Below are 12,905 nucleotides of genomic sequence, written 5' to 3'. Positions count from 1 at the left end.
GCCGGGCGCGGTTCACGCCTCATGGAATCTAAAGCCGAAGATAACCCTCCACCCGCGCTTGGCCTACCCTCTGCAACCCCGGCCAGCGCCGGGCAGGCCAAGCGCTGATCTACAGAGCAGAGCAAGGGGGTCAAAATTGGGCGCCGATATGGGGTCAGTTTTGGGTGCCGATTGACAAATACCGCCGGAGAGAGAACGAAATAGGTGTTATGGCTGGTTAGCACAGTCAACAGCTTTGGCCCGAAAACCCGCAGTTCTGCGCCATTCCGGGCGTCAACATTGGCAAGGGAGAATGTTGGGGCAGGGGCTGTTGGCGGAGGGAGTGGGATTCGAACCCACGGTGACATCGCTGCCACGCCGGTTTTCAAGACCGGTGCCTTAAACCGCTCGGCCATCCCTCCATCGCAATTTTTCAATCACTTAGGAAATTGCTCGACCATCTTTCGCTAGTCGGCACCGAATTGGCACCGGAGCCTTCCGCGAATATTCGCACTTCAATCCTGTAGTGCGGCAGTTAGGTCTAAGTCAACCACCGCTGCTGCGGCTTCCTGCTGACCACGCAGAAGATGCGCATAGATATTCAGCGGCACCGATGGGTTGGCGTGGCCGACCCGGGCAGACACGACATGGACAGGAACGCCGCTGCGCAACAGGGGGTGATCTGAGTATGCCGTAGCCCTTGGAAGGCGACGTGCGGAACAGGTCCTGACCCTAGGCGACGGTCGCCGAAGGGGCCGCCTCGCATGAGCATTCTATCTTACGATTAAGACAGGCACAGGGCTGCTGGAGACAACTTCAGCGGCTTGGCTGCCAAGGAGCAGTCGCTTCACACCGCGACGGCCATGGGATGCCATGACAATCAGGTTGCATGAGGCCTGCTGTGCCGTTTGCAGAATGGCCGCTGCGGCCCTGGCATCAGGTACATGGACCGTGTCGGCCTTGATGCCCATCTTCTCTGCCTTCGCCTTAATCGAAGCAAGCAACTCTTCTGCTTCCTTCTTGCGATCCGCCGTATAGCCGGCGATATCATTGGGCGTGACAACCCAGGCAGCCGTGCCAGTCGGTACCGGAAATGGTTCGGTCGCCGTAATGATCGTAATCTTGCTGCCGAGCGCCTTTGCCAAGGAAAGGCCGTGGTCGACGCCTTTTTGGGCCAGTTCGGAGCCATCTGTCGAGATAAGGATATGCGTGTACATGCGCTGTCCTCCTTAATTGTCAAAGGAGCATAACAATTTATGCCGGCACTGGCTTGCGATAGGTCAAACAGGATCAGGACGGCACTCAGCCGAGCAAAGGGTTGGGGGACCGGACCGGAAAGTAACGCTGTAGCGCCGCTCCATTAGAGACAGCAGCCTCAGGAGAGTGAGCGAGCCGGTGGGAATGGACAGCGTGATAACGGTCCGCCAGCCTCCCAAGGCATTTATGTAAGCCAGGAGACCCTGCCGCTTGTAAGGTCATGCATTGCAGCGGCTATGGTGAGCTTTCCAGCATCGGCAAGGTGCCGGATGATCGGGCTGCGGTCTGTGAGACTGGCTGCTGTTTGGCGGGCGTTCTCTTCAGCGATTTTCTGCACCAAAAATTGATTGTCCGATTTCCGTGGCCCGTCGGACTTATCGAGGACGGAAAGTGCCGGCTTAAGATTTTTGAGCATCGCGGTGATGTTGCCCACCTCAACATCATCGATCGCGGCCTTGATAGAGCCGCAGGAGTTATGGCCAAGAACGACTACCGCTTTCGCGCCTGCAACTTCATCATGTAAGCACGGTGCCCCTCTTTGAAAAAAATCAAAGCTAATAAAACGTGGCTCGCCGTGGCAAGCCGTGTAGTGCAGCGCAGGTGCAAGCGGGTGCGGCCTATGATAGCTGATCGATCTCATTCTCCAGTCACAAGAAATTCGCTATCCTCGCAGAGGTTTTGGAACCCATCGAACGGGTCACGTTCTGCGTCCTCATCGAATTCGGCTCTCAGATCGAAGGTGCAAGCTGGCTTCCCATCGGGGATCACCAGATAGGTGCTTTCACCTGGCAGCAGGACTTGATTTCCATACGTGTCGCCGTCGAAGTCGTTTACGCCCCGCTCTGAGAACAGAAAGCTGACTACCGGCGTCTCGGTTCTGTTGGTAATTCTGAACTCAATGTCGTTCGGGTTAAGCGGCGCTTCGCAGGCTGCCACGAGCACGCCGACCTTATCGTCTGCGCCAGCAAGCGGAATTTCCTGGGTCTCGCCTTCGATTGATACTTGCAGAATATCACCGGCTGACAGGATGCGCACGAGTTTCTGATCCAGCCTGGCTTGCGCTTCAAGATGGAACAAATCGTCTATCTCTTGGAATTGCCCGATGGCAGTGAGCTCAACCGATCCCGCATCTGACGACAGCCTGATATTCATTTGCTGGCCGTCTTCGGCGTCCGGCGCATCGTGGGTTACGAACACGCGAGCACTCTCATCGCCCATGTCGCAGTTGAATACGATGGGGGCATAATCTGTATCGGGCATCCCGTAGGCGAGAACGGTTGTCTCGTCATACTGGTTACTGAACCATTGAAGATTTTCAGAATGTGCGCTGCTAACCGCCGCGAGGAGGGCAACAACAGCGCCCGACCATACGAGATTGTTCATCATGCCCGTCCTCCCAAATGAGAAGCTGGCCCAAGCCCCTGAGAAAGGCAAGTGAGCAGTGTCTATGGCCAGTTGAAGACCATAAAGCCTCTGGTTGGCAAACTTGCTCGCGAGACGGGCGTTAGCGCAGCCGCTTCCGGGATCATGCATAGGAATGGCGCCGCCGTTACAAGACCAGCAGATGGCAGAAGCTACGCTGGTCCATCCTCGTCCGCGGCCGGTGGAAGACATTGCCACGTTGAAGGAACGGTCGAAGGCGTCGATCGATCGACCGCGAGGCCCACGACGATAGGCGCGCGAAAAGCCCCAGGCGGGCTAAAGACGTGCGAATACTCGGTTGCGATGCTAGTTCACCGCGACGACGAGCAGGGCTGAAAAAATCGCGGCAGTAGCGGCCATAGCGCAAAAGATCAGTGCTTGAATTGGTGTATTGCTGACGGTGACGACGGCGGTGATCGCCGCCACGACAGCCAACAGCATTATCACCAACATGGTTTTTGTTCGAGTTGTCTCAGTCAACATGGCGTATCTCCTTACCGACCAGGACGATCTAGCTGATCGGCGAAAGGCTTCTTTGCGCATTGTCAAAGAGATGGCTTCGGCTGGGCCGAATTGTTCCAACCTGTCCGCCGGGGCGGGTTTATATTCGGCTTCGACGATGCAACTGGCCTTCAGGGCCGCAATCCGTCGAAAAGCGGGAGCCCAACCAGGGCCGAGATAGCGATCAACATGAAGCAGATGTGGCGGAAGGCCGTTTCATTCGCCACTGTAAACATTTTGGATCCGATGAGCACTCCAATGCCGTAGCAGGGGCCGACGAAAAGCGAGATGAGCAGCACCTGGGCCGTGAGCAACCCCCCAATAGCATAGACAACCGCAGAGACAGCGCTGGAAATGCCTAGGAATAGAACTAGGTTTGCCCGAACGGTGAGGGGCCGATCCCCGCCGCCAAGCCAATATGCCACGATAGGCGGCCCTGACATCTGTGCGGCTCCCCCGAAGAGACCAGACAATCCTCCGACGCTGATCGTCAGGTGTGGCTTGGGGCGATGTCGATAGCGCCAGCCGGATATCAGGAAGGCAAGAAGGCACAGCACGACTATCGAGATAATCCATCTCAGAGGAACTGAGGGAACGAAGGCAAGAACTGCAGTGCCGAGGGGGATTCCAACGAGTGCCCCGATCACCATCGTAAAGACTTCTCGTCGATTGGCTCTCTTCCAACCTTCCGGCAACATGCCGAGCGACATAGTTCCATCGATGACCAGCAGAAGTGCAGATGCAATTTTTGGCCCCATAATGGCCGAAGCCATCGGAACAAATATCAACGCACCGCCGAAGCCGGAAAATCCACGAGCCAAGCCTGCAACCAAACCAGCAAGGCCGACAAAAGTTAACTCGGTAGGCGAATGCACGATTATCCTGTCTCATAATGGTAAAGCTAGCGCGATTTGCCCTACCATGAGGCGAAGCGCAATGCCCGCCTCCCACTAGAGCCTTTCAGGATCATACGGAAACGGTTCTGTCGGCGGGAATTTGGGATCAAGGTCGAGGGCTTCGGCGCCGGGCGTACCAGGGTCCGAAGCCCGAAGGATTTGGCCCGAATTCACCCGGTCCGCAGGGTTTGCCGCTGGCGGGCGCCCGCTTCGTCGGCCGGACTTGGCCGATGGCCCACACCGGCCGGCGCCGCCTGGCCGATCGCCTCGCCATCGGACAAACAGCCCGGTTCCGTATGATCCTGAAAGGCTCCAGGACCGTTATCCCATCCCAGGCCGCCGCCTTTTGCGGGTTGCAAAGCCTCGGCCGGAACGGATCGTTTCAGCGGTTCTGCGGGTGCGCCGGGCGATTGAAGATCGATCAAGAGACGAAGGGCGCTGTAGCGGACTCTCAATTCATGCCCGCTGCCTTACCCGAGACAGCGGGCTTTTTTCGACCTCGCCGCTTATTCGCTTGCGGCCATCGACTCGCGAACCTCATCGATCTTGCCGTAGGCGTCACCAACGCCGAGCAGATCCTTGGCCCAGTCCATCATTTCATCGTCGACATAGTCGTCGCCATATTCTGAAACGCGATTTTCGTTGGTCGCGTCAAGCAATGCGGCCTTGAGCGCTTCGTCGTCCGTGCCGACTTCAGCGGCAGCGGCGGCCAGTTCCGCTTCATCAAGTGATGTCTCCGCGCTGGTCACGGCGTCTGCTTCCGCACTGTCCAGCAACGCCTCGACTGCCGAGACCTCGGCCTCCCAGGCAGCAAGATCCTCAGGCGCCACAGTCGCGGCATTCAAATCCGCCAATCGTGCTGTCAGGCTCTCCACCGTCGCATTGTCGTAGACGCCAACGGCATCGTCGTAAGGTGTGAGGGCTGCCATCTCGACCGCGGCGGCAAAGCTGGCTTGTGCCTCTGCCAGTGCGGCGGCCGCTTTGGCGGCATCCTCCTGCGCCAAGTCGAGGTTAGCCGAGGCCGTCACGAAGGCAGAAATAGCGGCCATCCGGGGCGACTGGCTGTTCAGATAAGCGTGATAGTTGCGTTTGAGCGAGTTAAGGCCGGCCAATTTGGCATGGAAATTCTTCGGCTTGACGTCGGGTAGGGGGACCGTTGCCGGAAGCGCCGCCTTGTTATGTGATCCGACCGTTTTGGCTCGAGTTGCCGATGTGCTCGCGGTGGCGTTTTTTACGCGTGACCGCTCCGTGCCGAAGACAGAACCAAACATGTTGCCAACCGAGCGCGAGACTGACTTGCCGCCAGGCGACGATGATTTCGTGTGGCCGCGAGCATCGGCCGACTTGCCATGTTCGGCGGCGCCAGCTTTTCCGTTCCCGCCACCATGACCATTGCCGCCGCCGTTACCACCCCCGTTTCCGCCACCATTGCCGCCGCCTTTTGCATAAGCTGCGGCCGGGCCGAGATCGCCCGTCAAGACCGAAGTGAGATTGATCGGCAGTGCAGCAATGGCCAATGCCGATACCGCACCGAGCAATAAATTCCTGACTCGCGTCATCTTAATGTCCTTCCGCAACCCCGCCGCGCGTTAGAACTAGAATGAACCGCAATGATGTCCAATAAATTTTCGTGTCAGGGACGGCCGTCAAATAGGAGCCGGCAGCCAACGGGGCACCGGAGCTACACTTTCGAGGCGCGATCGATACACGCACGATCTTCCGCATCGAGGGCGATCGTGTAACGCTGGGTGGCGTTCTTCGTGTAGATATCGTCTGCAATGATGGACAGCTTGAGCTCCCCGTTTTCCACGACAATGTCGCCATCATCGATCGCGGCATCGAAGATCAGCCTCGGGGGACGTTCGCGCTTTCCGGGGCGAACGAATACTTTCATCAGCATCCCCTCCCAGAAGCGAAGGAAAGCACAATTCGACGTCTAGGTCACCCGGAGACCGTCGAAATCCTTCGCTTGCAACTGGCCGGCGCGCGGGCGGGGGCTTGGGGTCTCGCGCCGGCCAGCGCGGTTTTCCGTTGGAGGGGTCTGCCGCACTTCAAATGTGGCACAGCTGCCAGGTCGATGATACGGCGCATTAGACGAATGGGTATCATCCGAATGGAGTATCCGGTGCGCGTCGCGTCGGCCCTGCATTCCGCCGGCGCCGCTTTGTCGTCACGCCTGGCCATACCCAAAGGGGTGATGCGCAAGGTTTCGCCATCCTTTCACCTCCGAAAAACCCTCTCGGGGGCAGGTTCCCGGCTTATTCGTCAGGTGACCTTGGTGGGTCACCCCAGGACGGTGCATCAATGGAAAGGAATGGACATGCGCAAGTTAATGATTCCAATGGCTGCGGCCGCGATGATATTTGCCGCCGCTGCCAGTGCTCAGGAACAGCCGGCGCAACCGCCTGCGGCACCTGCGCCCACCACGCCGGAGGCGCCCGCCGCCGCGCCAAGCATCCAGAGCGTCACGGTTGTCGACATCAAGGAATTGCCGGAAAACACCCAGACGCAAATCGACCAGGTGGTGGCACAGAGCGGTGAGGCGGAACTCCAGAAGCTGCGCAGTTCGGTGGATTCATCGCCGCAGGCCAAATCGGCGCTCGAAGCCAAGGGGCTCACTTCCGCACATGTTATCGCAGCCAGCATGAGTCAGGATGGCGCACTGACGCTTATCACCAAGAAGCCAAGCTAAAGGCGGCGGCCGACCCAGTGGGCGGGGACACCGGGGACGCACAACTCCAGGAGAGCTTACAAATCCGCCTTGCGGCTTGCGGCTTCGATCGAGTTCAGCGGCGCGTCGAGCGTCCAGACGATGCCGCTCGGCCGGTAGCTGAGGTGGCCGACGCCATTGACTGCAGACGGTGCGACCCGCTCAAGCACCACCCTGCCAAAACCGCTGCGCGAGATCTTGCCCACCACCGGGCCGCCGGTTTCCGTCCAGGTCAGACGAAGATGCGGGGCCTCGCCCTCCGAGATCGTCCAGGTGATATCCACCTTGCCGGTGGGGTTGGACAAGGCCCCATGCCTGGCCGAATTGGTGGCGAGTTCATGCAGCGCAATCCCGAGATATTGAACCGCCGCCGTCGAGAGCACGATGAGTTCGCCCGACGCCCGTATCCGGTTCTCGTCGCTGAAAGGCTGGACCTGGGTGACCACCAGATCGTGCAATGTGGCGCCGCGCCATTCGCCGTCGACCAGCAGGTCGTGCGAGCGCGACAATGCCATGATACGCTCCCTGATCTGGCGTTCGAATTCGGCGGCGGTTCCGGCTCGCTTGTTCGTTTCCCTGATCATGGAAAGGATCACGGCGAACTGGTTCTTCACCCTGTGGTTCACCTCGCGCATGAGCATGCGGATGCGATTCTCACTGTCCTTACGCTCGGTAATGTCCCGGGCAATCTTCGAGGCGCCGATAATGGTGCCATAGGCATTCCGGATCGGAGACACTGTCAGGGACACTTGTACGCTGGTACCGTCCTTGCGTCGTCTGACGGTATCGAAATGGTCGACGCGCTCGCCGCGCCCGACGCTGGCCAGGATCGTTTCTTCCTCGCTCTCCCGGCCCTTGGGAATGAGCAGAGTGATATGCTTGCCCACGGCCTCGTCTGCCGAATATCCAAATAGCCTCTCGGCCCCACGGTTCCAGCTTGTGATGACGCCGTTCAGATTTTTGCTGACGATCGCATCGTCGGAAGATTCGACGATGGCAGCAAGGCGATAGGTCAGTTCTTCAGCCTTCCTGTGCTGGGAAATGTCGATGAGCAGGTTTACTCCGCCCTCGACGGCACCTGATTCGTCCCTGAGCGGTGCGGGAAAGGCGAGAAACGGGATGCTTGTTCCATCAGGGCGAACGGCAATCGCCGGCGCAGCCTGGATTGCGCGGTTCTCCTTGATCGCGATCGCCATCGGGCAGTCCTGATGGGCCAATGGATGGCCGTCAGCGCTTTGCAACTGCCAGGACCCGCACCATTGGGCTTTGCCGAGCGGCGGACGATAGCCCCAGAGTTCTGCTGCGGCATCGTTGAAGTAGGTGAGTCGTCCTTCCGCATCCGTCATGTAGATTGCAGCCGGAAGCGCATCGAGCGCCCGAGCGGACTTCTCCTCGATGATCGAATCTGCCGTCAGCAAAGGTAATTCACGCCTCGACAAGACAACGACGTCCTCTCTCGGGAACCGTCATGCCGCTCCCAAACCCCATGACAATATTAGAAGCATATGGAACAACTGTCACGATTGACCAGTCCTAAATAGCGCTGGCGTGCGCGGTGATGCGCCACATTCTCGCCCGCTTGCAGACACATTCGGTTAATAGCGTGCTAAGCAATTCCTGCGATGGAGAAGCGGGGTTGAAGCGCCGGCCATGTGCTTTCGGCATATTGGCGGCGTTCACTTTTGTGTTTTGTGTGGCGTTTGAGTTGCTAGGGGACAATCGTTAATGCTGACTTTGGCACGCTGGCGTTTGCGCCACGTTTCCACGATTGCCGTTTTTGCGCTGTCTGCCGCCTTTCTTGCCGCCTGCGCATCCCCTGCACCCAAGACTTCGTCCAAGAAGCGGTCGAAGGAATATTTCGCCGAGTCCGAATATGGGGTCAAGGCGAGTCCTCGCGTTACCACCGCGCGCTCGAATCTGAAGCGTGGTGGGGGGCGCGACCAGCTTGGCCAGCCCTACAAGGTCCGCGGCAAGATGTATTACCCCAAGGAAGACAAGAACTATAAGAAGGTCGGTGGCGCATCCTGGTATGGCGATGCCTTCCATGGCCGGCTGACTGCGAATGGTGAAATCTATGACATGACGCATCTGACGGCGGCGCACCCGACGATGCCGCTGCCGAGCTATGCCCGCGTGACCAATCTGGAAAACGGCAGTTCGGTGGTTGTGCGGGTCAATGATCGCGGCCCGTACCACGATGGCCGCTTGATCGACCTTTCACGGCGTGCAGCCGAGATGCTCGACTACACCCACGCCGGAACCGCCAAGGTGCAGGTGGAATATGTCGGGCGCGCGCCGCTCGACGGCCGCGACGAGCAATATCTGATGGCATCCTACCGCCCTGGCAACCGCGCGCCCGATCCTTCCGATGGCCTGCCGACCGGCGTGATGATTGCCATGAACGGGCCGACGCCAAGCGTGGGTCTCGGATCGGCATCGGCGCCGTTCCCCGGCACAATGACCGATGCGGTGCCCGTGCCGACGAACCCGGAAATGGTGGCCTTCGGCAATTTCATATTGCCTGAATTCGGCCCCCTGGTGCCGGAGCGTCCCGCGGACACGCTGGCACCGACGCAGTTGGCCCTTGCCACCATGTCTTATGCCGATGATCGCGTCCGCAGTGCCGCCACCGCTTTTGCGGCCTTGGACAATGGCATGACTTCGGCCGATATCGCCCAGTCTTGGAAGCGCCTCAACCCGAATGGTGGCGTGGATGCTGTGTCACAGCCTTACGTGGCGGTTGGAACCTTTGAGAGCGAAGCTGAGGCCAAGCGTCATGCCCGCACGCTTTCAAATATCGGCCGGACAGCAATCGAGACATCCGAGATCGATAGTGCCCGACTCTATACGGTCAACCTTTACGGCAATGGCCGCGCCTCCATTGATGAGATGCTGGAGGCAGCATGGTCGAACGGTGCTTCGGATGCCATGACGGTGCGTAATTGAGTTGTTGCGCACGGGTAACGGCTCATCCTTTTGCCACACGGCCCGGTTGATCCCCGGTCGAAAATCCTGATAGCGTTTCGGCAGGTGAGCATCGCCTGAAAGACCACTCTGCGGACGGGACGATGCGCGGACAGGCAGAAACGGCAGGATTTCCGCCGTTTCTGAATTCAGCGGGGCAGGGCAACATGAAATCTCGTCTATCGTCAGCGCTCGCCTGGGTTTTCGGGCTGCTGCTGTTCCTGTGCACGGCGCAGGCGCAGGCGCAGCTCTTCGAAACCAGGGCCAAGGCGGCCTTCATGGTCGATGCCGAGACCGGTTCAATCCTGTTTTCCAAAGATCCTGACATGCTGATCCCGCCGGCATCGCTGGCCAAGCTGATGACCATGGAAGTGGTGTTCGATGCCATCAAGGCAGGACGTTATACGCTCGACGACACCTTTGCCGTCAGCGAGAACGCCTGGCGCACGGGCGGGGCGAGTTCAGGCGGATCGACCATGTTTGCCGCGTTGAAGTCGGAAATCCGGCTGGAGGACCTGATCCAGGGCGTCATCGTCCAATCGGCCAATGACGGCTGTATCATCATCGCGGAAGGCATGGCCGGCAGCGAGGAGAACTTCGCTGCCCTGATGACGGAGCGCGCCCGGCAGATCGGCCTGCCCAAGTCGGTGTTCAAGAATTCCACCGGCCTGCCGGCTGATGGCCAATTCGTCACGGTGCGCGAGCTGGTCCAGCTCGGCATGCATATCTGGAAGACTTATCCGGAATTCTACCGCTACTATTCACAGCGCGACTTCACCTGGAACAAGATCACGCAGCGCAACCGCAATCCGCTGTTGTCGATGGATATCGGCGCCGACGGCATGAAGACCGGCTACACGGAAGAATCCGGCTACGCCATCGTCGGCTCGGTCAGCCGCGACGGCAAGCGCGTCTTTGCAGCGCTGAGCGGCATGACCAGCGAACGCGAGCGTGCCGAGGAGGCTCGCAAGCTACTCGACTGGGGCATGCGTGCCTTCCAGAAGTCCGAGCTCTTTGCAGACGGCGAGGTGGTGGTGGAAGCCGGCGTCTATGGCGGTGCCAAATCCGGTGTCGCCCTGAAGGCAAAGGGACCGATTTCGATCCTGGTGCCGATCACCAACCGGGACCGGTTGATTGCGCGGGTCGCCTATGAGGGCCCCATCATCGCGCCGGTAGAGGAAGGCACGCCGATCGGCACGCTGAAGGTGTGGGTGGGTGACACGCTGAGCCAGGAGACGCCGCTCTATGCCGCCGAAAGCGTCGCTTTGGGTCCGCTTCACCGACGCGCGCTCGATGCGGTCGGCGAATTGCTGGTGGGTTGGCTACGTTGATCGTGGACCTTTCGGCCCGTGCGACATAAGACGGGCGCAGATGGCTGAGCGCCCGGCCGCTCTTGAGCAGGAACCACGGTTTGACGCGCGGACTTTTCATAACGTTCGAAGGTGGAGAAGGCGCCGGCAAGTCGACCCAGATCCGGCGGCTTGCCAACAGGCTTCGAGAAAAGGGCTACAACCTGACCCTTACGCGCGAGCCAGGCGGCTCGCCGGGGGCTGAGGCCGTTCGCCATGTCATCCTGTCGGGGGCGGCAGAGGTGTTCGGTCCTGAGATGGAGGCGCTGTTGTTTGCGGCCGCTCGCGCCGACCATATCGAACAGGTGATCCGCCCGGCGATCGAGCGTGGCGACATCGTGCTTTGCGACCGCTTCGTGGATTCCTGGCGCGTTTATCAGGGTGGCGCTGGCAATCTCGATCCGGCCTTCCTGGCGATGGTCGAGCAGGTTTCAGTCAATGGCATGATGCCGGACATGACCATCATTCTCGACATCGATCCCGCCGAAGGGTTGCGACGTGCCACCGAGCGCCGGGGCGATGACAGCGTCGATCGCTTCGAGAGGGAGACGCTGGCCGTTCATCAGAAGCGGCGCGAGGCTTTTCTGAAAATTGCGCAAGATGAGCCGGAACGCTGTATTGTGATCGATACCTCGCAGGATCGCGACATTGTCGAGAATGCAGTGACGGAGGCGGTTTTTGGCCTGCTCGCCGCGAATGCCATCGCGCCCGACACGGGGAGGGGATGATGTTCGAACGCCTGGCGCCTGAACAGCATGACACGCTGGAAGGCGTGCCCGAGCCGGCGGAAAACGCTAATCTGGTCGGGCACGGTGAAACGGCTGACCTTCTGGCCGCCGCATACCGCGCCGGAAAGCTGCCGCACGCCCTGCTGCTGGCAGGCCCGCGCGGCATTGGCAAGGCGACATTGGCCTTTCACTTGGCGCATCACCTGCTGAAATATCCGAACCACGCCGATGCGCCGCCCAGATTTGACGTGCCGGACCCTGCCTCACCGCTTTTTCGCCAGATCGCCATGGAGGCGCATCCGGCGATCCTTCATCTGACCCGGCCGCTGAACGAAAAGACCAAGACCTTCAAGACGGTGCTGACGGTCGATGAGATTCGCCGCGTGAACCGCTTCCTGTCGATGACGTCGCACGATGGCGGCTATCGTGTCGCGATCGTCGACCCGGCCGACGACATGAACACCAATGCGGCCAATGCCCTGCTGAAGAACCTCGAGGAGCCGCCGGCGCGCACCGTATTCATTCTGATCGTGCATTCGCCGGGCAGCCTGCTGCCAACCATCCGCTCCCGGTGCCAGACGATCAGGCTGGCGCCTCTGTCCGCGCAAGAGCTGTCGTCAGCCCTTGTCGGCGCGCACGCGCCGCTGCCTGATAGCGAGGCCGCGCGCGCTGCCCTGGCCGAGCGGGCAGGGGGCAGCGTCAGGACCGCATTGCTTCTCACTCAATATGGCGGCCTGGAAGTAGCCGATGCCATCGACAAGCTCGCTGCCGCGCCGAGGCTGGATGTCGCCGCCGCGCACAAGCTTGCCGAGGTCGTCGCCGGGCGCGACCAGGCAATCCCCTTCGATCTTTTCAACAAGCATATATTGGACCTGCTTTCGGACGCCGCCGCCTCCGCCGGGCGCGCCAATGATCTGGCGCGGGCAAAAACACTGTCGGATGCTTGGCAGGACGCATTGAACACGGTATCTGAAACGCAGACCTACAATCTCGACAAGAAGCAGCATGCGCTGACCATGATCGACCGCCTGAATGCCGCAATGCGAATGTGACGCTGGTTGAGCGTCGGGATGGTAATCACCAGTCCGATGCGTTATCT

Annotated in this window: 13 protein-coding genes and 1 tRNA gene; 5 read left to right on the top strand and 9 right to left on the bottom strand. The window is 59.8% G+C overall.

What is annotated here, in order from left to right; all coding sequences use genetic code 11:
- Positions 1 to 311: 311 nt before the first annotated feature.
- The 8 genes from EET67_RS21300 to EET67_RS21265 form a co-directional block, all read right to left on the bottom strand.
- A tRNA-Ser gene (locus EET67_RS21300) sits at positions 312 to 401 on the bottom strand.
- 351 nt (positions 402 to 752) lie between these two features.
- Positions 753 to 1,196 carry a universal stress protein gene (locus EET67_RS21295; RefSeq protein ID WP_128628229.1) on the bottom strand — a complete coding sequence of 148 codons (444 nt, stop codon included), beginning with the start codon at positions 1,194 to 1,196 and terminating at the stop codon, positions 753 to 755.
- Positions 1,197 to 1,420: 224 nt separating this feature from the next.
- A complete protein-coding gene (locus EET67_RS21290) occupies positions 1,421 to 1,876 on the bottom strand; it encodes a carbonic anhydrase (RefSeq protein WP_128628228.1) in 456 nt (151 codons plus the stop codon).
- Positions 1,873 to 2,622: a hypothetical protein gene (locus EET67_RS21285; protein WP_128628227.1), complete on the bottom strand. Its 750-nt coding sequence runs from the start codon at positions 2,620 to 2,622 to the stop codon at positions 1,873 to 1,875. The genes EET67_RS21290 and EET67_RS21285 overlap by 4 nt, the downstream gene beginning before the upstream one ends.
- A gap of 342 nt (positions 2,623 to 2,964) precedes the next feature.
- Positions 2,965 to 3,141 carry a hypothetical protein gene (locus tag EET67_RS25710; protein ID WP_165899990.1) on the bottom strand — a complete coding sequence of 59 codons (177 nt, stop codon included), beginning with the start codon at positions 3,139 to 3,141 and terminating at the stop codon, positions 2,965 to 2,967.
- Between the two features lie 149 nt (positions 3,142 to 3,290).
- Positions 3,291 to 4,034: a sulfite exporter TauE/SafE family protein gene (locus tag EET67_RS21275; protein ID WP_245451104.1), complete on the bottom strand. Its 744-nt coding sequence runs from the start codon at positions 4,032 to 4,034 to the stop codon at positions 3,291 to 3,293.
- A 527-nt stretch (positions 4,035 to 4,561) separates the two neighbouring features.
- Positions 4,562 to 5,614, bottom strand: a complete 1,053-nt coding sequence (locus EET67_RS21270; RefSeq protein ID WP_128628225.1) for a hypothetical protein — start codon at positions 5,612 to 5,614, stop codon at positions 4,562 to 4,564.
- A gap of 122 nt (positions 5,615 to 5,736) precedes the next feature.
- A complete protein-coding gene (locus EET67_RS21265) occupies positions 5,737 to 5,949 on the bottom strand; it encodes a hypothetical protein (protein ID WP_128628224.1) in 213 nt (70 codons plus the stop codon).
- A gap of 204 nt (positions 5,950 to 6,153) precedes the next feature.
- Between EET67_RS21265 and EET67_RS26655 the strand changes: the two genes are divergently transcribed.
- Positions 6,154 to 6,747, top strand: a complete 594-nt coding sequence (locus EET67_RS26655) for a hypothetical protein (protein WP_425359539.1) — start codon at positions 6,154 to 6,156, stop codon at positions 6,745 to 6,747.
- Positions 6,748 to 6,803: 56 nt separating this feature from the next.
- Here the strand turns inward: EET67_RS26655 and EET67_RS21255 are convergent, their stop codons facing one another.
- Positions 6,804 to 8,183: a PAS domain S-box protein gene (locus tag EET67_RS21255; protein ID WP_245451102.1), complete on the bottom strand. Its 1,380-nt coding sequence runs from the start codon at positions 8,181 to 8,183 to the stop codon at positions 6,804 to 6,806.
- A gap of 307 nt (positions 8,184 to 8,490) precedes the next feature.
- Between EET67_RS21255 and EET67_RS21250 the strand changes: the two genes are divergently transcribed.
- The 4 genes from EET67_RS21250 (at position 8,491) to EET67_RS21235 (ending at position 12,858) form a co-directional block, all read left to right on the top strand.
- Complete coding sequence (locus EET67_RS21250; RefSeq protein WP_128628223.1) at positions 8,491 to 9,711, top strand: septal ring lytic transglycosylase RlpA family protein; 1,221 nt, start codon at positions 8,491 to 8,493, stop codon at positions 9,709 to 9,711.
- Between the two features lie 185 nt (positions 9,712 to 9,896).
- Positions 9,897 to 11,060, top strand: a complete 1,164-nt coding sequence (locus EET67_RS21245; RefSeq protein WP_128628222.1) for a D-alanyl-D-alanine carboxypeptidase family protein — start codon at positions 9,897 to 9,899, stop codon at positions 11,058 to 11,060.
- Positions 11,061 to 11,140: 80 nt separating this feature from the next.
- Positions 11,141 to 11,806 carry a dTMP kinase gene (gene tmk / locus EET67_RS21240; protein WP_128628221.1) on the top strand — a complete coding sequence of 222 codons (666 nt, stop codon included), beginning with the start codon at positions 11,141 to 11,143 and terminating at the stop codon, positions 11,804 to 11,806.
- A complete protein-coding gene (locus EET67_RS21235; protein ID WP_128628220.1) occupies positions 11,803 to 12,858 on the top strand; it encodes a DNA polymerase III subunit delta' in 1,056 nt (351 codons plus the stop codon). The genes tmk and EET67_RS21235 overlap by 4 nt, the downstream gene beginning before the upstream one ends.
- The last annotated feature ends 47 nt before the right edge of the window (positions 12,859 to 12,905 follow it).

It is taken from the genome of Borborobacter arsenicus (assembly GCF_003934165.1).
GTDB lineage: Bacteria > Pseudomonadota > Alphaproteobacteria > Rhizobiales > Rhizobiaceae > Pseudaminobacter > Pseudaminobacter arsenicus.
Note: the sequence above shows the minus strand (reverse complement) of the source record. Positions and strands in the feature narration are given on the sequence as shown.

What these genes read in the sequence shown, in the direction of transcription:
- EET67_RS21295 (WP_128628229.1), bottom strand. Translation starts at nt 1,196, where the DNA reads ATGTACACGCATATCCTTATCTCGACAGATGGCTCCGAACTGGCCCAA.
- EET67_RS21290 (WP_128628228.1), bottom strand. Translation starts at nt 1,876, where the DNA reads ATGAGATCGATCAGCTATCATAGGCCGCACCCGCTTGCACCTGCGCTG.
- EET67_RS21285 (WP_128628227.1), bottom strand. Translation starts at nt 2,622, where the DNA reads ATGATGAACAATCTCGTATGGTCGGGCGCTGTTGTTGCCCTCCTCGCG.
- EET67_RS25710 (WP_165899990.1), bottom strand. Translation starts at nt 3,141, where the DNA reads ATGTTGACTGAGACAACTCGAACAAAAACCATGTTGGTGATAATGCTG.
- EET67_RS21270 (WP_128628225.1), bottom strand. Translation starts at nt 5,614, where the DNA reads ATGACGCGAGTCAGGAATTTATTGCTCGGTGCGGTATCGGCATTGGCC.
- EET67_RS21265 (WP_128628224.1), bottom strand. Translation starts at nt 5,949, where the DNA reads ATGAAAGTATTCGTTCGCCCCGGAAAGCGCGAACGTCCCCCGAGGCTG.
- EET67_RS26655 (WP_425359539.1), top strand. Translation starts at nt 6,154, where the DNA reads ATGGGTATCATCCGAATGGAGTATCCGGTGCGCGTCGCGTCGGCCCTG.
- EET67_RS21250 (WP_128628223.1), top strand. Translation starts at nt 8,491, where the DNA reads ATGCTGACTTTGGCACGCTGGCGTTTGCGCCACGTTTCCACGATTGCC.
- EET67_RS21245 (WP_128628222.1), top strand. Translation starts at nt 9,897, where the DNA reads ATGAAATCTCGTCTATCGTCAGCGCTCGCCTGGGTTTTCGGGCTGCTG.
- EET67_RS21235 (WP_128628220.1), top strand. Translation starts at nt 11,803, where the DNA reads ATGATGTTCGAACGCCTGGCGCCTGAACAGCATGACACGCTGGAAGGC.